The sequence below is a fragment of the Massiliimalia timonensis genome, assembly GCF_900186585.1.
Classification (GTDB): Bacteria; Bacillota; Clostridia; order Oscillospirales; family Ruminococcaceae; genus Massiliimalia; species Massiliimalia timonensis.
The window spans coordinates 447,959-469,795 of sequence record NZ_FYDD01000004.1 but is presented as its reverse complement, the minus strand read 5'-3'; the positions used below and the strand labels follow the sequence as shown (position 1 = coordinate 469,795).

General features: G+C 48.7%; 23 protein-coding genes. All 23 read right to left on the bottom strand.

What is annotated here, in order from left to right:
* Positions 1-14 precede the first annotated feature (14 nt).
* The gene (locus CIB36_RS10050; protein WP_093989421.1) at positions 15-1,067 is read right to left on the bottom strand and encodes an acyltransferase; all 1,053 of its coding nucleotides are present in this window, start codon (positions 1,065-1,067) and stop codon (positions 15-17) included.
* 23 nt (positions 1,068-1,090) lie between these two features.
* Positions 1,091-3,112: a LicD family protein gene (locus tag CIB36_RS10045; protein WP_093989420.1), complete on the bottom strand. Its 2,022-nt coding sequence runs from the start codon at positions 3,110-3,112 to the stop codon at positions 1,091-1,093.
* A gap of 204 nt (positions 3,113-3,316) precedes the next feature.
* A complete protein-coding gene (locus CIB36_RS10040; RefSeq protein ID WP_093989419.1) occupies positions 3,317-4,039 on the bottom strand; it encodes an amino acid ABC transporter ATP-binding protein in 723 nt (240 codons plus the stop codon).
* Complete coding sequence (locus CIB36_RS10035; protein WP_093990002.1) at positions 4,026-4,733, bottom strand: amino acid ABC transporter permease; 708 nt, start codon at positions 4,731-4,733, stop codon at positions 4,026-4,028. Before CIB36_RS10035 ends, CIB36_RS10040 begins: the two co-directional genes overlap by 14 nt.
* A gap of 114 nt (positions 4,734-4,847) precedes the next feature.
* Entirely contained in the window at positions 4,848-5,726 is an 879-nt protein-coding gene (locus tag CIB36_RS10030; RefSeq protein WP_093989418.1) for a transporter substrate-binding domain-containing protein, read from the bottom strand.
* A gap of 210 nt (positions 5,727-5,936) precedes the next feature.
* Positions 5,937-6,782, bottom strand: coding sequence for an RluA family pseudouridine synthase (locus tag CIB36_RS10025; RefSeq protein ID WP_158662660.1), 846 nt, complete (start codon positions 6,780-6,782; stop codon positions 5,937-5,939).
* 72 nt (positions 6,783-6,854) lie between these two features.
* Positions 6,855-7,922 carry a branched-chain amino acid aminotransferase gene (locus CIB36_RS10020; RefSeq protein ID WP_093989416.1) on the bottom strand — a complete coding sequence of 356 codons (1,068 nt, stop codon included), beginning with the start codon at positions 7,920-7,922 and terminating at the stop codon, positions 6,855-6,857.
* Positions 7,923-8,094: 172 nt separating this feature from the next.
* Positions 8,095-8,874, bottom strand: coding sequence for a bifunctional hydroxymethylpyrimidine kinase/phosphomethylpyrimidine kinase (gene thiD, locus CIB36_RS10015; RefSeq protein ID WP_093989415.1), 780 nt, complete (start codon positions 8,872-8,874; stop codon positions 8,095-8,097).
* Positions 8,875-8,912: 38 nt separating this feature from the next.
* Positions 8,913-9,629, bottom strand: coding sequence for a permease prefix domain 1-containing protein (locus tag CIB36_RS10010; RefSeq protein WP_093989414.1), 717 nt, complete (start codon positions 9,627-9,629; stop codon positions 8,913-8,915).
* The gene (locus CIB36_RS10005; RefSeq protein ID WP_093990001.1) at positions 9,622-9,981 is read right to left on the bottom strand and encodes a PadR family transcriptional regulator; all 360 of its coding nucleotides are present in this window, start codon (positions 9,979-9,981) and stop codon (positions 9,622-9,624) included. The genes CIB36_RS10010 and CIB36_RS10005 overlap by 8 nt, the downstream gene beginning before the upstream one ends.
* A gap of 129 nt (positions 9,982-10,110) precedes the next feature.
* Positions 10,111-10,755, bottom strand: coding sequence for a thiamine phosphate synthase (gene thiE, locus CIB36_RS10000; RefSeq protein ID WP_093989413.1), 645 nt, complete (start codon positions 10,753-10,755; stop codon positions 10,111-10,113).
* Positions 10,712-11,551, bottom strand: coding sequence for a hydroxyethylthiazole kinase (gene thiM / locus CIB36_RS09995; protein WP_093989412.1), 840 nt, complete (start codon positions 11,549-11,551; stop codon positions 10,712-10,714). Before thiM ends, thiE begins: the two co-directional genes overlap by 44 nt.
* Positions 11,552-12,208, bottom strand: a complete 657-nt coding sequence (gene tenA / locus CIB36_RS09990) for a thiaminase II (protein WP_093989411.1) — start codon at positions 12,206-12,208, stop codon at positions 11,552-11,554.
* Between the two features lie 96 nt (positions 12,209-12,304).
* Positions 12,305-12,817 carry an NUDIX hydrolase gene (locus tag CIB36_RS09985; RefSeq protein WP_229408234.1) on the bottom strand — a complete coding sequence of 171 codons (513 nt, stop codon included), beginning with the start codon at positions 12,815-12,817 and terminating at the stop codon, positions 12,305-12,307.
* A gap of 70 nt (positions 12,818-12,887) precedes the next feature.
* Positions 12,888-14,258, bottom strand: coding sequence for an MATE family efflux transporter (locus tag CIB36_RS09980; RefSeq protein WP_093989410.1), 1,371 nt, complete (start codon positions 14,256-14,258; stop codon positions 12,888-12,890).
* A gap of 203 nt (positions 14,259-14,461) precedes the next feature.
* Complete coding sequence (locus CIB36_RS09975; RefSeq protein WP_093989409.1) at positions 14,462-14,680, bottom strand: hypothetical protein; 219 nt, start codon at positions 14,678-14,680, stop codon at positions 14,462-14,464.
* Positions 14,681-14,685: 5 nt separating this feature from the next.
* The gene (locus CIB36_RS09970; RefSeq protein ID WP_158662659.1) at positions 14,686-14,937 is read right to left on the bottom strand and encodes an HD domain-containing protein; all 252 of its coding nucleotides are present in this window, start codon (positions 14,935-14,937) and stop codon (positions 14,686-14,688) included.
* 60 nt (positions 14,938-14,997) lie between these two features.
* Positions 14,998-16,527, bottom strand: a complete 1,530-nt coding sequence (locus CIB36_RS09965; RefSeq protein WP_093989407.1) for an ATP-binding cassette domain-containing protein — start codon at positions 16,525-16,527, stop codon at positions 14,998-15,000.
* A gap of 242 nt (positions 16,528-16,769) precedes the next feature.
* The gene (locus CIB36_RS09960; RefSeq protein WP_093989406.1) at positions 16,770-17,207 is read right to left on the bottom strand and encodes a YaiI/YqxD family protein; all 438 of its coding nucleotides are present in this window, start codon (positions 17,205-17,207) and stop codon (positions 16,770-16,772) included.
* The gene (locus CIB36_RS09955; RefSeq protein WP_154825497.1) at positions 17,204-17,581 is read right to left on the bottom strand and encodes a YjbQ family protein; all 378 of its coding nucleotides are present in this window, start codon (positions 17,579-17,581) and stop codon (positions 17,204-17,206) included. Before CIB36_RS09955 ends, CIB36_RS09960 begins: the two co-directional genes overlap by 4 nt.
* Before the next feature lie 297 nt (positions 17,582-17,878).
* The gene (locus CIB36_RS09950; RefSeq protein ID WP_093989404.1) at positions 17,879-18,874 is read right to left on the bottom strand and encodes an SIS domain-containing protein; all 996 of its coding nucleotides are present in this window, start codon (positions 18,872-18,874) and stop codon (positions 17,879-17,881) included.
* Between the two features lie 24 nt (positions 18,875-18,898).
* Positions 18,899-19,756: a YitT family protein gene (locus tag CIB36_RS09945; RefSeq protein ID WP_093989403.1), complete on the bottom strand. Its 858-nt coding sequence runs from the start codon at positions 19,754-19,756 to the stop codon at positions 18,899-18,901.
* A gap of 26 nt (positions 19,757-19,782) precedes the next feature.
* A complete protein-coding gene (locus CIB36_RS09940) occupies positions 19,783-21,783 on the bottom strand; it encodes a glycoside hydrolase family 31 protein (RefSeq protein ID WP_093989402.1) in 2,001 nt (666 codons plus the stop codon).
* Between the last annotated feature and the right edge of the window lie 54 nt (positions 21,784-21,837).

Sequence of the window (21,837 nt, the reverse complement as noted above, 5' to 3'; positions counted from 1 at the left end):
AATCTATACCTTTCCTAAAAAATCCGGTTAACATACTTAATCTTACTGCATGCCCATGCCACCAAAAAGCTTCCAGCCAAACCAACCGCAAACTCGCCCAAAAGATACGGTAGCGCCTGTACAGCACTTAACTCCTTTATAAAGCTTTGCGGAATAAAAATTTGCATCCCTCTCAGCCAAAGCATGTGCACCAAATACGCCGTAAACGAAAGTTTTCCCAGCGATACGATTACTACCCCGCGAATTTTTTTGTCGCCGATCCAAAGCTTGACGCATCCCATGACAGCAATGGAAAAGATAACTACCAAAGGATAGGTAATATTCAGATAAAACTGGTCGATTTTTTTCTGAGACTCAAACCAAGTCAACACTGACATCAAAACCAAAGCAGCTGCCCCAGCGATTGGAAGAATCTGTGCAAACCATTTCTTCTTCAGCAATGCAGTGGTATGAAGCCAATAGCCCGTCAACATATAGCCAAAATAAGCAGCCTGCTTAGAAAACTCCGGTATCGCGATCTCAAAGCCAACTGCTCGGCTCATAAGCCCATTGACAAAAGGCAGCAGTGAGCTAAACGCAAACAACGCACCAATTAGAAGAAGCAACTGCTTTTCATCTAACACAGAAACCAAGCGTTTAAAAAATGGCAGAAACAGGTACAGTACTAATATAGTGTACATAAACCAAAAATGCCCGGATATATCCTGTGTAAAAAGGGCCTTAAAAAATACCAGCAAATCCAACTCGAATTTGTCTTTCACAAGGGCGAAAAACAAAAAATAAATCACTGACCATGATAAAAACGGAAGCGCGATTTTGGAAAACCGCCTTTTCAAAAAGGAAGAATAACTTTCCTCTCTTTTCCCGGAAAGAATCATTGCACCGCTGATCATGAAGAAAACCGGCACGGCGAATTGCGTGATCCCTTTTGCCGTTTCCAGCATCCCCCACGGTATGGAATGGACCGGAAAACAATTAATATAGTGCATCACCACATGAGTGGCAATTACCATCACTGAAGATAACACCCTCAGCAAATCGATATAAATCAATCTTTTTTCAGCCATTTTGCACCTCTTTGCTGTCGCTGTTATTGCTTTTCACGGTAAAAAGTATGGCGGCAGACCCTCTTATGTTCCGGAGGCAATTGCATATAATCGCCATAGATCCTTTGCAAGATCTTGTCCGCATTCTGCGGTACAGAAAGCAAAGCATCCTCAAATGGGGCTTTAACCGGCTTTCCAAAATACTCTTTTGGGAAGCATTCCTTATCGACTAAATAAGAGCTTGCAAAGTTGACAAGATATTCACTGTTCTCACTGCTGTTTTCCGTAGAGAGCTGGTACAGTTTTCGGAACAGATAGTCATGGCTGAACAGCTTGGAGCGCAGCCAATATTTCCGACGTTTTTTCTTATTCTTGATATAACCCACCTTAGTCAGCAAAATATTTCGTACACGCCGGAGCTTCCGGCAGGTTTTAAGCTGAGCAGGGTCGTTAAACGCTACACCGTGATCCAACGGAAACACGTCGATACTCGGTCCATGGAAACGTTCCGGTGTAATACGCTGGAACGACCGAAATCCTGTCGGGGCGCGGGAAATGATTTTTGCAAACGGCAGGTAATATTTATCATAGGTAGTTTGATGCAGTAGAACACATTGGTCGATCGAGTGTTCTCCCCATTCCTGCACAAAGCGGTCGTAATCCTCGCGCGGCATCAAAATATCAACATCATCATCCCATGGGATAAAGCCCTGATGGCGGACTGCTCCCAGCAGTGTTCCTTCTGCCAGATAGTACGTCAACCCTTTTTCCTCGCAAAAACGGTCTACACATTTTAGGATCCTTAGGCCTTCCATCTGTAGATCGCGCAGATCCTGCTCATCCATTCCCATGCGGCCATCTGTTTTGGGGGATTCCTGACTTTCGTTATCATCCTGATCTTCATCCAGGGCTGGCTCCTGTTCTAATTCTAATATGATCTCTTCTTTTACCACAGTTTTTGGCGTCTTTGTTTTCAGCTTCTTCACCAGTTTTTTCTTTCGGCGTTTTAAGCCTTTTTTTACGCGGTCACTGAAAGCTGTCAGAAAACAGAAAATTAAAAATAACTTCACCAGCCATTTCGTTTCACTCAAATGACAGGATACCCAATTGACATCTAATGCTTTTTTCCGAATATAGGTTTCTGTCTGATAAGGATTCTGCCGCCAGTCGGGAAAATTCTTGTCCAAAAAAGCAAATGCCTGATCGACAAAAGAAAACATCAGGGGGAAATTTCGTTTACCGCGAAACGCTTTCATTCGCGCGAACAGATGCATGATGCACAAATATTCAATCTCATCATGACAATGCTCAAACAGATCGTTCTGCTTAAAATAGCTGACGATATCCTGACAAGACAATAAAACATCAAAAACCTTCTTATTAATCGACTGCGTGATAGAGTTATTGTGCAGAACACGATAATAATAAAGCGGTTCCTCAACCAAAGCGATTTTTTCGGCGGCAGCCAGTATTGAATAGATCCGTGCTGAGTCCTCAAATACTCGTCCGACTGGAAAACGAAAATCACCAAAAAAATCTCTGCGATACAATTTATTCCATGCATATGAAGTCGCATAGCGTAAAATGACCGGGGTCTCTTGAACGTTTTTTCCAAACAGATAAGTTTTCCGAATATTTTTAATATTCCGCCAGTTCATCCTGGAAACGTCCGGACGGAATTTTTCCTTGTCAGAAAATTTGTAAAATCCACACAAGACAACATCCGCATTTTCACTCTCTGCTTTTTCATAAAGTTTCTGATACATATCAGCAGCGATCAAATCATCACTGTCTACAAATCCGATATATTTCCCTTTTGCCCGTTCGATCCCAAAATTTCTGGCATCAGACAGTCCCCCGTTTTTCTTGGTATAAGATGTAAATATCTGGGGATATTTTTGGGTATACCGATCGATGATCTCCTGCGAATGATCCGGCGAACCATCGTTTATCAGCAGTACCTCGATCCCCTCCAAAGTTTGTGCGGCCAGTTGCTCCAAACATTGTGCCAAATACTTTTCAACATTATAAATCGGCACAATGACCGAAACCTTGTATTCCCACATATCTCAATTTTTCTCCCGTATTCATATTTTATTGAATAAAATTTATTACACTTTATTAGAATATCATTTTTTATGCATTTTGTAAATACAACTTGTAAGTTTATATACGTTACTAAAAATTTTCATTTACGCAAATCAAACATGTTCTGTTCCTTTCAGAAAACAAAAAATATTTCGCAGGAATAACTCCTGCGAAATATTTTTTTATAACACTTTCGACAAAAATTCTTTTAATCTTGGGTTTTGCGGACTTTCAAAAAATTCGTTCGGAGTGTTTTGCTCCTTGATCACGCCCTCATCCACAAACATCACACGAGTGGCTACCTCTTTGGCAAAGCCCATTTCATGGGTAACGATCACCATCGTCATCCCCTCATCAGCCAGCTCCTTGATCAGATCCAGCACCTCGCCCACCATTTCTGGGTCCAGCGCGGAAGTAGGCTCGTCAAACAGCATCACTTCCGGATTCATGGCAAGCGCCCGGATAATGGCGATCCTCTGCTTCTGGCCGCCGGACAGCATGGCCGGATAGGTGTCCGCCTTATCCCGCAAGCCGATTCGTTCCAGCAGCTCATACGCCTTGTTTTGGGCCTCTTCCTTGCTCATCAGCTTTAGCTGAATTGGTGCAAGGGTAATATTATCTAAAATCGTCAAATGCGGAAACAGGTTAAAGTGCTGGAATACCATCCCCATTTTCTGACGCACTTTATCAATATTGCATTTTGGATCTGTGATTTTTTCCCCGTCGACCCAAATTTCTCCGCTGGTCGGCCGCTCCAACAAATTCAAGCAGCGCAAAAACGTACTTTTCCCGGAACCGGATGGCCCGATGATCGCAATTTTTTCACCCTGTTCAATTCGTTCTGTAATCCCGTTTAACACATCATTTGTTCCAAATGACTTGTGCAGTTCCTTAACCTCGATCACTCTTCGCCATCCTCCTTTCCGCACGTTTCAGCAAAGCGCTCAAACCAGTTACTAGTACCCAATAAACGACCGCTACTGCGATCAGCGGGAAAAACGGTTCATATGTATTGGCGCGAACCAGGTTTGCCGCCTGGGTCAAATCTATCACGGTAATCGTTCCGGCAACAGAGGTTTCCTTTAACAAAACAATAAACTCATTCCCCAAAGCCGGAAGAGAGTTCTTCACCGCCTGAGGAAGGATAATAAACCGCATCGTTTGCACCTGGCTAAGCCCCAAAGACCGCCCGGCCTCCATTTGTCCCACGTCGATGCTCTGGATCCCGCCGCGAATAATTTCAGAAACATAAGCGCCCGAGTTTAAGCCAAAGCCCAGCACTGCGACAAATAGTACATAATCGCGGTTCAGGGAAGCGAAGATGATATAATACCAGATCATCAGCTGCAGGATCATCGGGGTGCCCCGGATGACCGAAACATAGGCGCGGCAAACCGCATTTGGAACTTTCCACTTCCCAGTCTGGTTGTGGTACACACGCACCACTCCGACTAAAAGACCTATAATCACGCCGATTACTACTGCGAATAATGAAATTAAAATCGTATTCCCAAAGCCCTGCCAAAACAGATGCCAACGTTCTCCTTCTACAAAGGTTTTCATAAATTGGTCGCCCAACTGCTGGAACCATTCTGCCATAAGCATCTCACCCGACCTTTCCGTCTATATCAAAACAACACAAAAACCCGCGGGACAGCCACAGGCTGTCCCCTGACGGGTTTCTCCGAAATCTCTTGCCATTTTACCGGCAAACTAAGCGTTGGAATGATCGACCATAAATTCGTCGATCTTTCCGCTGTCCTGAAGGTCTTTGATGACCTTGTTGACTACTTCTGTCAGGTCGCTGCCTTTAGCAACACAGATCCCATAAGATTCTTCTGTTTTGCTGCCGTCAGCATAAACCAGTTCCACACATTTCAGGCCGTCATTTTTAGCCACGATGGATTCTGCTGGCATTTTGTCGATAACAACCGCGTCGATCCGTCCGTTTAACAAGTCCTGAGTTGCTTCCAAAGCGCTCTTATACTGAACTTCTTCCGCATCGGTACCCTGAAGCACGCCCTCAACTTTATTGCCTTCTTCATCTTCTTTTCCGTTGATCTCGCCTGCGATCAGGGTATCGCCGGTAGTACCAGTCTGAACGCCGATCGCTTTGCCGGCTAAATCTTCTACCTTAGACACCTCAACATCTTCCGGCACGATGATATACTGGATAGAAGTTGCATAAGTGTCAGAGAAATCTACTTCTTTCTGGCGTTCCGGGGTAACGGTCATCCCAGCCGCACCGATGTCGCCTTTTCCAGACTGAATGCTTGGCACAATGCTGTCAAAGTCAACGTTTTCCACTTTCAGCTCCACACCCAGCTCATCAGCGATCGCCTGTGCAATGTCCACGTCCACGCCTACGGCTTCGCTGGTGTCGGACAGGTATTCAAACGGAGGGAAGGTGGCGTTGGTATACATGACCAATTCCCCTTTGGCTTTGATCGCTTCCACAGCGCTGTCGGAAGCCGCCGTGCTGGAAGCGCCGCTTGTATTATCGTTTCCATTCGCTGCCGGGGTCTTCCCGCAGGAAGCAAACAGACCGCATGCCACAACAGCGGATAATGCAACTGCTAAAAACTTTTTCATCTTGCTCATACTCCTCTTTTTTCTTATGTCATCACCGCTCGGTGAATCGATATCCTGTTTTTTTATAACAGTAATTAATGTATCACACTTTGCATGTTCTTGCAAGGCTTTTTCGGAAAAATTCGTAAAAATCCATACTTTTACTATATAATTATGCAATTATTCGCATAAAATCATCAAAATGACAGGTTAAAATGCATAATTATTCATCTATACCTGAATAGCAGCCCATTCTTCTTGTATATTTATGCGAAAATCCAGTACTTCTCCTGCTACTGGATGCACGAACTCCAACCGATTGCAGCACAGGGCCTGCGTCCGGTAATCATTGGTACTTCCGCCGTAAAGCCCATCCCCTGCCAGCGGAAACCCAAGATGGGAAAAATGGACCCTTATTTGGTGCGTGCGTCCTGTCAACAGCTGGATCTTCACGGTAGTATAGTGCTCCGTCCGTTCCAGCACCCAATAACGGGTCACACTGCGCTGTCCATCCTGCCTCACAGTACGCTTCAACAGGCTCCCGTCTTCCCGGCCGATCGGCGCGTCGATCTCTCCTGATTCTTCCGGCAAAATTCCGCAAACGATTGCCGTATACTCCTTTTCTAACCTCCCGCACAGCTTTTGGGCGGCCAGCGCGTTCTTGGCTGCAAGACATAGCCCCATGGTGTCACGGTCCAAACGGTTGATCGGCCGGAACGTGGCTTCTATTCCCTGCACCTGCATGTGGTAGCTGAAGAAATTCGCCAGCGTGTCGCGGTAATGCAGGATAGACGGATGCACCGGCATTCCCGCAGGCTTGCGGAACACGATCAGGTCTTGGTCCTCATAAATGATCGGCACCACTAGCTCTGGGTTTGGCGGAATATGCGCGGGCTCCGTTAAAATAACAGTGAGCGAATCCCCTTGGCGCAGCCTGTCTACCATGCGGATGTGCTCCCCATTACAGTGAATATGTGCCGGCTCACGTTTTAAACGTGTCAGGAGCCTTCTGGAAAACCCCTGTTCTTTCATCAAATAATCCTGTACGATCTTCCCGTCGTGTTCCTTGGGAATCAAGTATGTAAGCTTACGCGTACATTTCGCCCCCTTCATAGGAAAACGGAATTGGCGCTGCCAATTCCGTTTTCATTATTTTACCTTAACGATCCAGTTGAAGCGGTCTTCCACCTTGCCCCATTGGATGCCTGTCAGCTCGTCATACAGCCGCTGTGAGATCTCGCCGATTTCATTGTGGTTGATCTCCATGACAAGATCATTATATTTCAGTTCACCGATCGGGGAGATGACCGCCGCGGTCCCTGTCCCAAATGCTTCTTTTAAGGTCCCCGCATGATATGCATCCACTAGCTCCTGAATATCCAGCGCCCGTTCTGAAACCTTGTATCCCCAAGAACGCAGGATCTCAACCGCAGACTTTCTAGTGATCCCGGACAGGATGCTTCCGTCCAGTTCCGGTGTTACGATTTCATCACCCAGAACAAAGAACACATTCATCGCGCCGACCTCTTCTACATATTTGCGGTGGACGCCGTCCAGCCACAATACCTGAGAGTATCCCTCTTCCGCGGCAACGTCCTGTGCTTTTAAAGAAGCCGCATAGTTTCCGCCGGTTTTGGCGAACCCTGTCCCGCCCGGAGTTGCACGGACGTATTTAGTTTCCACATAGATTTTCACCGGGGCCAGGCCGCCTTCATAATACGCCCCGGACGGCGACATGATGATCAGGAATTTATACTTCGTGGAGGAATGCGCGCCCAAAGATTCCTCGGTCCCAATGGTAAACGGACGGATATACAGGGAGGTCCCATAGGTGTGCGGGACCCAATCCGCATCAATTTCAATCAGTTTTTTCAGCGCTTCCAGCAAAAATGCCTCGTCAAATTTTGGGATACAGATCCGGTCGTGGGATTCATTCATCCTGCGGAAATTTTCCTGTGGACGGAACAATCTGATCTCGCCGCTTTCGGTGCGGTAAGCTTTCATCCCTTCAAATACTTCCTGTCCGTAATGCAGGCAGGTCGCGGCCGGGCTCATTAAGATCGGGGCAAACGGGACGATCTTTGCATCATGCCAGCCATGTTCCTTGTCCCAGTCCATGACAAACATGTGGTCTGTAAAGATGTGCCCAAAGCCCAGCTTGTTTTCATCAGCCGGTTTTTCTTTTGGCTGTCTGGTCAATTCAATTTTCAGTTCCATTCCTCGTCACCTTGTTCTTTAAGATTTTATTGTCTAATATTATACCAATATTCCGCCTGTTTGACAACTGTTTCGCCCCGCTATTTTGCACAAAATTTCGCCTAGAGGTCTGATCGATCTCCGTCATATAAAAAGACATCTGTTTTAATAAAAACAGATGTCGAATAAATTATCATAAATCAAAGCAGTGGTCAAGCGGTCCGCTGCCCTTTCCCAGATCAAGTCCGGCTTGAAGCGCCCCGGTAATATAATTTTTCGCATGTTCCACACTGGTTTCCGCCGGGTATCCCATTGCCAAATTGCAGGCGATCGCGCTGGAAAGGGTGCAGCCAGTTCCATGTGTGTTCGGGTTATCCACCCGACTGCTGGAAAACCAATGTGTCTTTCCAGCCGTATACAGCAGATCATCTGCCGTATCGCTCAAATGCCCGCCTTTTATCAAAATAGCCGCCTTGCAGAATTTAGCGATCGCTTCCGCCGCCCGCACCATTTCTTCCTTCGTATGGATCGAAAAGCCGCAAAGGCATTCCGCCTCCGGCAGATTGGGCGTAATGATGTCCGCCAAGGGGATCAGCTTTGTGATCAGTGCATCCATCGCGTCGTCGCTCAGCAGCTTGCTCCCGCTGGTAGACACCATGACCGGATCCAATACGATATTTTTCGCCTGATACTCTGTCAGCTTCTTAGCAATCGTTTCGATGATCGGCGCTGAGGACACCATCCCGATCTTCACCGCATCCGGTACGATATCGGTAAACACACAATCCATCTGGTTTGCTACAAAATCTGCGCCTGCTTCCAAAATACCATACACCCCGGTGGTATTCTGCGCGGTCAAGGCCGTGATCACGCTCATTCCATATACTTTATGCGCCGTCATCGTTTTCAGGTCCGCCTGGATCCCTGCGCCGCCGCTGCAATCCGATCCTGCGATCGTCAATACTTTTTTCATGCTGGTCCGCCCTTTCAAACTGGAGTTTTTGTTTTATTTTAACTCTTTTTCCACAGTTTGGCAACAATGTCAACGATCCCGCAGATCACCCCGCCAATCGGGAACACCACCCAGCCCGGATGCCATAGGCTGCCGAAAAAGCCCAAAAACAAAAATATAACGGTTGCAACCAGCATGATGATCCCGCACAGGGCATCCACGATCTCATTGCCACGGTTCTGGGACGTATGCCGGACAGATTGCGCTGCTCTTTTATTTTCATAAGCGCTGTACTGCATCCCAAAATAAACAAAGATCCCAACAGCTACAGCAATAAAGCAGAAAAAGACGATCGCCGGGGCGTTACTGTCCTCACCGGAAATCCTTTCAGTGACCAGCGTCCCGATCAGGGCGAGGATACAGAAAAGCACGCCGGTCGTAATGGCAAGCCGGAATTTTTTCTGAAACTGGTTAAAGTTATCAGGATCAGATGACGCATCCGTCGTTTCAAGCGGGGCGGATGGCGCATGAGATCCCTCCCTTAAAACACTTTCATATCTTGGCTGTGCCAGCCCCAGCTCCTCCCGGATCTCTTCAATGCTCCCAAAGTCAGCGATCACTTCCCCAAAAGCCTCGTTCTCGTTCTTTCCCATAGAAAGCAGTTCCGAATATTTTTCTTCCATGGAGTCGATGATCCCCAATTTCATTTCCACCGCTTCTTTTGTTTTCGGCAGGCCGGCAAATACATTTTCTACATAGTTTTGAATCTTAGTCATCTGGCTGTTCTCCCTTTCCTTCCATGAAATCCTCCTTGACAAAGCAGTCGATCACCCGCTTTGTCAGCTCCCACTCCTCGCATTTTTCCCGGTAATACCCCAGTCCTGCCGAGGTGATCCGATAATAGGTCCTTCGTTTCCCAAACGTTTCGCTTCCGTAATAGGAGGCGATATACCCGTTTTTTTCCAGCCGGTTCACCGTAGAATACAAGGTGGTTTCTTTGATCTGGTACTTTCCGCCGGAAAGGCGGTCGATCTCTTTTGAAATCTCATATCCGTAGGAATCTTTCCGACGCAGTAAGCTGAGCACAATCGTGTCATTATATCCCCGGATCACATCGCTGCTGATCAGAATATCACCTCCCATAAAACTACTATATCTGATAAAGTAATTTCATCATACCACAATTACTACGACAAGTAAAGTAGTTTTGTAAAAAAAGAGCACAGAAATTTTTCTGTGCTCTTTCGCCTTGATCTTTTATTTTCCGGCCACCATTTGGTCGGACAGATCCCGCAGCCGCTTCGCCGCCCGGCAAATATCCTTCTGTGCGAAGATCGCGGATACGACCGCCGCCCCATCGGCTCCACTCCCGGAAAGGGAAAGCAGGTTTTCCTCCCGCACGCCGCCGATCGCGACTACCGGGATCGACACTGCTTCACAGATCGCATGCAGTGTTTCCAGTGATGTTTTCTTTGCATCCAGCTTGGTGGAGGTCCCAAACATCGCGCCGACCCCCAAATAATCCGCTCCCGCTTTTTGAGCGGCCAAGGCCTGTTCTACCGTACGGGCCGATACGCCCAGAATCTTATCCGGCCCTAAAAGTCTGCGCACTTCACCAGCGGCCATATCTCCCTGTCCCACATGGACACCGTCGGCGCCGCTTTTTAAGCAAATATCCACACTGTCGTTAATAATCAGCGGGATCCCCGCCGCAGTTGTCACACGTTTTAACTCCAGCGCCTCCTCTAAAAAGGCAGCCGGAGAAAGATCCTTTTCCCGCAGTTGTAGGCAGGTGATCCCTCCCGCAATGGCCTCTTTCACAGCCTCTGTTAATTCCCGGCCATGTAACCAGGTGCGGTCAGTTACCGCATACAGCCGCATCATCGTCGCTTCGCATTTCAAGCTTCATCCCTCCGTTCAGTATCTCCTCATTCATCTTGCTGACCCAGTCGATCAGCCCCACACGGAACGAAGCGGTTCCCCCGCCGCGCGCGGCCGTTTCCGCCCCGCTTAATTCTCCGGCAAGCCCCATCATGCAGACCGCACAAGCGCAGGCCTCCAGCAAATGCTCCGGATCTGCCGCACAGCAGACCCCAGTCAGGGCAGAAAGCATACACCCGCTCCCGGTCACCAGTTTCATCATCGGGTCGCCGTTGTGGATCTCATAAACGGTTTCCCCGTCGGTCAGCAGGTCTGTTTCCCCGGTTTGCACCACAATGGCACTGTATTTCCTGCTCAGCTCTTTCATCCTGCGCAGCTGTGTTTGCGGCTCGCCCTGAAGCACCGCATCCACCCCCCGGCTTTGGGCATGGCCCCTGGCTAGAGCGCTGATCTCAGACGCATTCCCCCGGATCACCGAAACAGCCATGCTGTTTAAAAGTTCAGCCGCTGTTTCCAACCGGTAAGGCGAGGCCCCAACCCCTACCGGGTCTAAAATAACCGGTTTCCCGCATTCCGCCGCGACCGCCGCAGAGGTTCTCATCGCCTCTTTTTTGGAGTCGTTGAGCATGCCAAGGTTTAATACCAAACCGTCACAGGCGGCAGTGATCTGCGCGGATTCCTGCGGGGCGTCCGCCATGATCGGGGAACCTCCTGCGGCCAGCATGATATTCGCGCAGTCGTTGATCGTCACATAGTTGGTGATCGCATGCACCAATGGGCGGGATTCCCGGATCTTCTGCAAAACTGATCCAAACATTTACGTTTCCTCCCGATAAGACATGTCCCAGAACTTCATCTCATAATCGCTGGCAGTACGGAATATTTCTTTTAAATGCGCTTTCCGTTCCAAAGAGAGCGGCCCATAAAGCGTGTCCGCATATGCGGCGTCAGACCGGCACAACTCATAATAGCTGTCACTTCCGTAATCTTGTATCAGGTCCGCATAGGGGGAGGCCGCCACCTGTTCTGGATAGCGCCGCATCAGCTCCCGGCCAATGTAACAATAGCTTAACATACAAGGCAAAACTGCCGCAAAAATCTCGGGCAGCTCCCCGCGCTGTGCTTCACCCATCATATAATCCAGATAAGCCTGGTTTTCCGGCAGGAGGGATTCTGCTTCCCAGTCTTTTACCCCGAACTCCCGTAGATAACGGTCACGGGTCAAGTATTCCCCCTGTACCGTCCCGGAGATCAAACTGCTCAGATGAGCCATATCCTGCATGGACGGAGCCTTTAAAAGCCCAACTGCAAAAATCCGGGCATACTCCCTTAAATACAGGCTGTCCTGCACAATATAGCGCTTTAGCTTTTCCTGCGGCAGGGCTCCGCTGGTCAGTTCCTGCAAAAACGGATGGCTCACATATCCCTCCCACAGGTCCATGCTGTGGCCAATCATTTCCTTGACAAAACTCATGCCTTTTCTTCCTTCCAGCTTTTTTCTTCAGTATAACAGATTTTCCGAAAAATAAAAAGCCGTCCTAGCGGACGGCTTTTTGGCCTTTCATGCAGGTCAGTCCAGCACTGCGATCTTTTGAAAAAAATATTCCAATGTATCAACCAGCAGATGCTTCTGGTACAGACATCTAATTTGTTCAGGGGCAAGCCATTGTGTTTGGCAGACCTCATCGGTCGTTACACGCGACAAATCAGCTTTCCCGTCATATTCAAAAAGCCAGACATCCAAAATATCGTTGAACCTCTTTTCCCCAATGGTTCCCCGCGTTTTTGTAAATACTAGCTTTCCGGTTGAAGCGCCAAGGTCTATCCCAACTTCTTCCCAAACTTCACGGACCGCACCCTGCAAGCTGCTTTCACCATAGAGCACCGAGCCGCCTACACATTCCCACATCAGCGGAAATGTTGGCCGATTTGCCGAACGCTGAGAAATCAGGTATTTCCCCTGACTATTTTTGATCCATACATGCACCACCAAATGATATTTGTTTTCCGGCAGTTCCATTCCTCTGATATGGGTTTCTCCGGTCAGTTTCCTGTCCTCTGTATATAAATCCCATCGTTCCAAAACAACTACTCCGTTTCCTGTATATCAAACAGTTATAGCCGGGGCCCTATTTCTGCTTTTCGGAAGATTTTTATTCTTCCCCGCGAATCGGTACCAGGCCGCGGATCTTATGCTTGTAAACCGAAAGCGCCAGCAGTACGCTTGCCAACAGCGAAAAAGTTTCCGCGATCGGGAACGCATACCATACATAATTCAACCCAATTTTGGATAAGAGATATGCCACTGGCAAAATCAAAATCAACTGCCGCAGCAGGGAAACAAACAAACTTCGCGTCCCCATTCCGACCGCCTGGAACAGGGTAGAGCAAATAATGCCGATCGCCGCCGGCACAAAGCACAAAGAAATGCTCCGCAGTGCCGGAACACCAATCTCGACCATCTCATCCGAAGCTTCAAAGATCCCCAAAAGCCATTCCGGGAAAATCCAGAAGACCGCCATTCCTACAGCCATGATGACAGCGGCTATGACCGCGCCGATCTTTAATGCGCTTAACAGACGTTTGCGGTTGCCTGCCCCGTAGTTATAGCCGATGATCGGCATAAGTCCGGTATTTAGCCCAAATACCGGCATAAACACGAAAGACTGCAATTTAAAGTACACGCCAAACAGAGCCACTGCTGTTTGGGAAAAAGAGATCAAAATCGCATTCATGCCAGCCGTCATCACAGAGCCGATCGCCTGCATTACCATAGACGGGAATCCTACCGCATAAATATCACGGATCGTCCGCCAATGCGGCCGGAACCCGCGGAACGAGATATGCACATCATGGTCTTTGAAGAACAGCGCCAGCAGTGCGATGATCATTGCCACGATCTGCCCCGCAACGGTTGCAACCGCCGCGCCCATAACCTCCAGCCTTGGAAAGCCCAGCAGGCCAAAAATCAAAATCGGGTCCATGATAATGTTGGTAATTGCCCCGGCAAGCTGTGTGACCATCGGAATGATCATATTTCCGGTCGCTTGAAGCGTACGGGAAACATTCGCCTCCACAAAGATCCCAAAGGAAACGATCAGCACTACATAGGTATAATCGCACCCCATCTGATGTACGACCGGGTCGTCGGTAAACGCGTTAAAGAAAGCGTTTGTTCCCAAAAGCCCGACCAGTGCGAACACGATCCAGTTTACCACTCCCAAAATCAGGCCGTGGGTCGCGGCGCGGTCCGCATCCTTTTGGCGTCCTTCCCCCAAGCGGCGCGAGATCAGGGAATTCAGCCCGACCGCAGTCCCGATCGCCACCGCGATCATCAAGGTCTGCAACGGAAACGCCAAAGATACCGCCGTCAGTGCTGACTCTGAAATTTTCGCTACAAAATAACTATCCACAACATTGTAAAGCGCCTGTACCAGCATCGAAAGCATGGCAGGGAACGACATTGCCATTACCAATGGAAACATCGGCGCAGTACCCATTTTTGTTGATCTTCCTGCGTCCATAATAATCCTCTCTTTTTTACATAATTCACATCTTATCTTTTCTATTTTATCGGAAAACAGGAAAGATTTCAATGGAAAATTGAAATTTCTGTCGTTTCACGGCGCTGCCCATTTCCTTTTGGCGATCTAGTTTCACAGAAAATTCAGCGGGATCTTTTTCTCCTTTGCAGTGAACGATTTCATGTGTATGAAATTTCGTAAAATCACTCATTGATCGAAGTGATCCCAATTTCTGTAAGAAGATGATGGTACCGGTCTTTCTCCCATTCCGAAACCGGAAAATCAGGATTATAGAAGCAGTGATCCATGACATCAGCATCTTTTAACATTTCATCATAGTCGTTATGGATATGGTGTTTATCACTGTGGTTGGCAATTGCGGCAGTGATTATTTTGATTTCACGGTCATCATAGGCCCCCATCTCCTTTAAGACGGCTTCTGCCCGTTTCGCCCCTCTTTCGCATGATTATCGCTGTTTCCGCCCGCCATATATCCAATATCATGCAGCATCCCGCATGCAGCCGCAAGTTTTGCGTTTAGATCCCTCTTTGCCGCCAACAGGGCGCAAAACTTTGACACCCCATACATATGTGAAGCGTACATACAAATTTGTCCAAACTCGTTATCTGTTACGATTTGGTCAAGCTTTCTTCGTAAAACTTCAAGTCTGTTTTCCATAGAAAATTTTTCCTTTCCAAGCATCGATCTGTTGAACTGAACTTTCCTTATAAGCTGTCCTCACCGTACCAATTCCAAGCCCTCTTCCGTGAGCCTGTAAACCCTGTCGCAAACCTCGTCCAGATATTTTCGGTCATGGGTGATGCTGATGATAGCGCCGCTGTACTCCCGCAGGATCTTTCGGATCACTGGATTGGACAATGGGCTGAAATTCCGGGTGGGTTCGTCTAAAATCAAAACATCGCATTTTTCTAGGATCATCTTTAAAAACAACAGCTTTGCCCGTTGTCCTCCGGACAGGTCCCCCGCCGCATGCTCCATCTCATCGTGAGTGTATTTTGTACTCCCCAAATAGCTGCGCGCACGGGTAACATCGTCCTTTTCACCGGAGGGCGCCAAAATCTCAATGGGAGTTTTCCGATAGTCCAGCTCATCCTGATAGTTCTGCGGCATATATGCTGCTTTAAAATCGGTGCGGGCAAGCAATGTTTCCGCAATGATCCGCAGCAAGGTGGTTTTTCCCACCCCGTTTCGCCCAATGATCCCAACATGTTCCCGTCCAACTACCCGCAGCCTGACTGGACCGGTCAGCCGTTTTTCATGCAGCTTTAATTCCGCCAGCTTTAGGTTTAACACTTCTTTAGAAGCCGGGAGCGCCGACGCTTCAAAGTCCAGAAAGATCGCTTCTTCTACATCCGGGAGCTGGGTCATTTGTTCTCCGGCTTTTTCCAGCCGGCGTTGCGTAGATTTCACGGCTTTCATCTTCTTTTTGAGCAGCCGTCCGCCATGCGGGTCTCCTCGGGAAATAGCGCTTTGCTGGTGGTCCACTTTATTGTAGATTTGCTGCCAGCGCTCCATCTGTTTTTGATGCTCCGCCTGTTCCTTCCTTGCTACCTGCTCCTGATGGAACAGCTGGCTGCTGCGTTTTTTCATATATTCCGCATAGGGGACTGCGGCAATGGTATGCCGGCAAACTGTCTTTTTCCGTACCTGTTCCAAATGAATGATCACATTGGCTGTGCGCTCGATCAGCGTTTCATCATGAGAAACATAAAGGATCGGCAGATCGCATTGATTGATAAATCCCTCCAGCCACTCCAGTGTGTCGATGTCAATATCATTCGTCGGCTCATCCAACAGCAGAACGTCAGGGCGGCACATAAAAATGCGTGCCAGCTGAAGCTTCACCTTTTCCCCGCCGGACAAGGTGCCGATCATCTGATCCGAGTACAAAAACTCTGCCGGCAGTCTGAGCTGGGAAGCCACCATCGCGATCTCTTTTGCGTCTAAATCGTCATACGCGCCGTGTTCAAACAGATAATCATAGATCGTTTTTTCCTTGTCTTTCGGGGGCATTTCCTGGGCGAGATAACCCAGCCGGTTGTTCCCTTTTATAATTTCTCCGGTGTATTCGGTATAAGATTCTACCAAAGCCTCCTGATAAATCAGTTTCAGCAGGGTGCTTTTCCCGTTCCCCTCCTCTCCGATGATCACCGCATGGTCTCCCGGATTCAAAGTGAAGGTAAAGTGTTCCAAAATAGTTCTGAGATCCTTCTTCAAAGTGATGGTAAGATCATTGATCTGTAGCATAAGGCAATCCCTCCAGACAATAAAAAAAGTCTGTTTCGCAATCGGAAACAGACTCAAATCCCCTGCAAGGAACTTGCTACAAGGAATGAAAAAGCTCGTACTTTTCCAAAAATACGCACACTACCGCCTATACTCCGACAACAAAACCTTGATTTGCTGTAAATGAATATAGACTAATTGCGCATCCTTCCACCCCTTATCGTAAGTTACGGTGTGAAGTATAGCACACCTATTTTAAAATGTCAAGCGCCCAGTAGGATTTTCCGCAAAGCGTCTGCAAACGCCTTGTCCTGTACCGCGCGGTCGCGTTTGGCGTTCCCTTTCAGCCGCCCGCCTGCATTGCGTATTTTCCTGGCGGTGTGGCGAAACAGCAAAAGCGCGTCAATATTTTCATTCGTGTACACCATGCCATCCTGGTTCAGCGGCAATGCCCGTTTTGCCAAGCACATAGCAGCCAGTCCATAATCCTGAGTCACCACCACATCCCCGGGCACTACCCGGTTTACTAAGGCAAAATCAGCAGAGTCTGCTCCCTTTGATACGGTGATCGTCTGCGCGCCCTCCCGCTCAAACCGGTGGGAGGTGTCGCAGATCAACAGGACAGGTATCTCTAATTCCCTTGCGATCTTTAGGGTAAGGTCAACAACTGGACAGCCGTCTGCATCAATAAAAATAGTCATGAGCCTACCACCTTGATAAACAGCATCCTCTCCTGTGCTTGGCCGAATTCACACAGATAAACCGCCTGCTCCCGCCGAAGGAACAGCTTCCCATGCTCGATCAAAATCGTTTTCGCGCCCCCAAGCATGGCCGCCTTTAAACGAGCGGCGGTTTCCTGCGGCATATTTTTAAAAACGCCGTCCCACTCCCGTTCCATCGATTTCGCCTGCGCCTCATCACTGTCGCTGATCACGACCGCCGCATCCAGATAGGGACAGTCAATCACGCAAAGCCCATCCTCTATCCGGCTTAGAGCCGCAGCTGTCCGAACCTTGTCACTGACATTCACCCATTCCCCTTGCTGTGTTTCAATGGAAAAATCAAATGATGGCATAAAAATCAATCATTCCTTTCTTCGGAATTTGTGCCGCTCGGCGAAGCCGATTGCCGCTTTGCTTTTTGCAGCAAAGGCACAAAAACGGGGTGTGAAAAAGTATTTTGCACACTACCCCTCCTGTTAGATCCATGTCCTTATTATAACAGGTATCGGGATATTTGTGTATGGATTTTTGAGCTTGTTTTTTATCGGCGGGAAAACATCTTCTCCAAAAACTGGAATCCTCCCATCGCTCACACGGAATAAAAAACAATATCCGGAAAGGACTTGCCCTTCCCGGATATTGCAACTGTATCAGTAATCTAATCTGCGGTAATACCTGCGGATCTCCATCGGATGGCAGCTGATCTTTTCCAGATGCGCGTCGATCCTTTGGGTCACAGCGTGCATCACCAGATGTGAAATCAGCCCGCGGTACTTTTCACTGATCCCTTTGAGCTCATAATCCTTGGTATCAATGATGGTGTAATTCGCGCAGATCCGCGGCAGGAAACGGGCCACACGCTCGGCCAAAGGCCTTTGGGCGTCTTCTCCGACAAATACTGTGACCGGCGTATCCTTTTCCACCACTTCCAGCATCCCGTGGAAGAATTCCGCCGCATGGATCGATTTAGTGCGGATCCAGTGCATTTCTTCCCAGTAGCACATCGCGTAAGAATAAGTAGCGCCCCACAGGGTGCCCGCCCCTACAAAATAATGCAGATCATCATATTCGTGCTGCTGTGCAAACGCAAGGCCAAAAGCATCCGCCTTTTTCTCCACATCCACCAGCGCCTGCGCCAGTGAATCCTCCATTTCCCGGTAAAAATCAGCGTAATCATCGAATTCATGGTTGTGGTACATAAACCGGTGAGCCACCATAAACAGCTTTAGCTGTTCATTTCCCGGATAGGAGATACACCCTTCGATCTCTTTTGCCAGCGGCGCGTCGGCCTTATCCACAAATGCAATGATACGGACCTCCCGTTCCTTGGCAAGCTCTACGATCTTCACCATTTCCTCGGTACTGCCGGTGACGGAAGAAAAGATCATCACCGCGCCCTTTTTGAATTTTTTGCTTCCGCTGGTCAAAAGCTCCGCGGCATTTTCAGCGTAGGCAGAAATCTCGCTGTTTCCAGCCATGTAGGTAACAACCTGCATCCCGGAAGCATAAGTTCCTCCCACTCCGACAAAAAACAGATCGGTATAGCCCTCTTGTACGATCCTATCTACGATTGCCTCAACGGTACCGCGCAGCTTCAGCGCACCATTGACACTGTCTAATTGTTTTTGTTCATCGAATTTCAGCATAAAGTCCCTCCTGTTTTCCAAATCCTATGATTTTGACTGAAAGCCATAGCCAACGACCTCGGCGGCCGAAGCCACCATAACAAATGCATCCGGATCGATCTCATGAACGGCCCGCCTCAGCTGACGGTACTCGCTCTGCTGTATCGCACACAGCAACGTTTCATTTTCCTGCTTGGAATATGCGCCAATGCTTGGAATACGGGTAGCACCCCGTTCCAGCCGGGTAAGCACAAACTCTGAAACCTCCTTGCCTTTCCGGGTGATCACCATAACGATCTTTTCGTTGTCTACACCGATCAAAACCAGATCGATCAGCTTTGTCTGCACATACATGGAGATCATGGCGTACATCGCAGAATCAAAATTCTGATACGCGATCATCGCCAGCACAATGACGATCACATCGGAAGCCAATACCAATGTGCTGATCTTAAAGCGAGGGTACCGCCTCTTCACCAGCAAGTTTGCAATGTCAAGCCCGCCGGTAGAGCCTTCGCAGTAAAAGGTCAGCCCCACACCAATCCCGATCAGGATGCCGCCGAAAACGGCGGCAAGCAGAGGGTTTCCGGAATAAAACGGCAGGTAACAGTACACATGATCGTAAATCAGCGCAAAGCTGATGACCGACACCATGGTCTTCAGAATAAATCCTTTTCCTAAATAGATCCACCCCAAAATCAGAAGCGGAAAATTGATCGCCGCAGTGACGATCCCGATCGGGGCGCCGGTCAGGTAATTGATGACCGTTGCCAGCCCGGACACCCCTCCGGGTGCGATCTGATTCGGTGCAGTAAAAATGTATACGCCCAATGCGTAAATAGCAGTTCCTAATATTGTCAGTAAAATATCCCGCAATAAAATCGGGGCCTTGCGTCTTGGCATATCATCCCTCCCCAAATTTCACGCGTTTATTTTTTAAAGTAGGAAACAACCCCCTGGCAATTTGCAAATACCGGGATGCTTTCCAGCTTTGTCGGGACAGTCACAGTCTGTCCGCCTTCGTAAACATCCCCGGTTTCTACATTGATCCACTGTTTGCCTGCCGGCAGATAGACAGAACGTTCTGTCATCTTGGCGTACATGACAGGCGCTACCAGCAGGTTCGGGCCAAACATAAATTCGTCCTCTAAATCCCAGGTCAGCTTATCTTCCGGATAATCATAGAAGACCGGGCGCATCGGCGGCGTGCCGTCTTCATGTGCTTGCCGCATCAGGCCGCGGATATACGGGCGTAACCGTTCCCTTAATTCAATATGCTCTTTCAGGATCGGATATGCTTCGTCGCCAAAGCTCCAGATCTCATTGGCAGCGCCAGAATCACACATTCCTCCGCCCACTTCATTGGACACCGGCGGCTGATAAGGCAGCCGATACCCATGCAGCCGCATGACCGGGCAGAACGTGCCGTACTGGAACCAACGGATCAGCAATTCGTGGAAGTCCTCGTCATCAGTCCAGCCGCCATTGAATCCGCCAATATCGGTGGTCCACCACGGAATACCGGCAACAGCCATATTTAGTCCTGCCGCAAATTGGTTGCGCATGGATTCAAAGCTGGAGTGGATATCCCCAGACCAGACCAAAGCGCCATAGCGCTGGCTCCCGGCCCATGCACACCGCAAAAGGTTGAGCGGTTCTGTTTCCCCTGCGGCAACCAGTCCGTCATAAAAGCCCTTCGCATACATGGCGGGATAGATATTCCCCACCTGCATGTTGCTTCCCATCGAATAACGGTATAAGTCAAAGTCATAGGTAGAGTATTCCGGCTCCGCAACATCCAGCCAATAGGTACGGATGCCTAGATCATAATAATGCTCTTTAGCCTTGTTCCAAACATATTCTCTGGCGCCCGCGTTGGTCGCGTCATAGAATGTTTCGTTCCCTAAAAACTGCATTTGGGTCCTTACGCCGCGGTCTGTACCCACCAGGTAGCCATGCTCCAGCATCTCCTGATAGTTTTCACAGCGGGAATCTACAGTCGGCCAAATGGATACCATCAGTTCGATCCCCATTTCACGCAGTTCATCTACCATTGCTTTCGGGTCCGGCCAATATTCTTTGTCAAAGTCCCAGGTGCCTTGGTTCGGCCAGTGGAAATAGTCGATCACAATAACCGACAGCGGAATCCCCCTGCGCTTATATTCCCGCGCCACTTCCAGCAGTTCTTCCTGTGTGCGGTAACGGAGCTTGCACTGCCAGAAGCCCATGGCGTATTCCGGCATCATCGGCGGACGGCCCGTCACCTCGGAATACGAGTGCATGATCTCAGCCGGGGTATCCCCTGCGGTGATCCAGTAATCCATCTGTTTGGTGGAAGCTGCGTACCATTCGGTGCGGTTGGTGCCAAAGGTGGCGCGCCCGATCGCCGGGTTGTTCCACAAAAATCCGTATCCCAAATCAGACAGCACAAACGGAACGCTGGCCTGGGAGTTTCTCTGCGCCAATTCCAATGAGGTGCCTTTCAGGTTCATCATATCCTGCTGGTACTGCCCCATGCCGAACAGTCTTTCTTTCCGGTTAGATTCAAACCGCATGGTCAGGCTGTAATCCCCGCCCATGATTGGCCGCAACTCCCGTGCGTCGATCTTCAGCAAACTGCTGAACTCATCAGAGGATTCCTGCCGCAGGTATTCCTCCAGCAGTAATGTTCCGTCAGCCCGCCAAAAGGTTATTTTTCCGCTTGCCGCAATTTTGGCAGTGATTTTTCCGTTGGTGATCTCGGCTTTCTGGCCGTCAATTGTAATTTGAGCCGAAGCGTCAGATGGCAAAAGTGCCCAATCCTGATCCTCCATCTGGAAATGCTTTGTAGCGCGCACCCTCAGGCCGTTTTTCCCCCATGGCTCAATCCATAATTTTTCCAAATCATATTCACGGACCAAACGGTTTCCCACTTGTTTTAAAATTGCCATAATTTCTCTCCTTTCTCAACGTTCCGTTTTATCATAGATGCTTGATGAAATAAA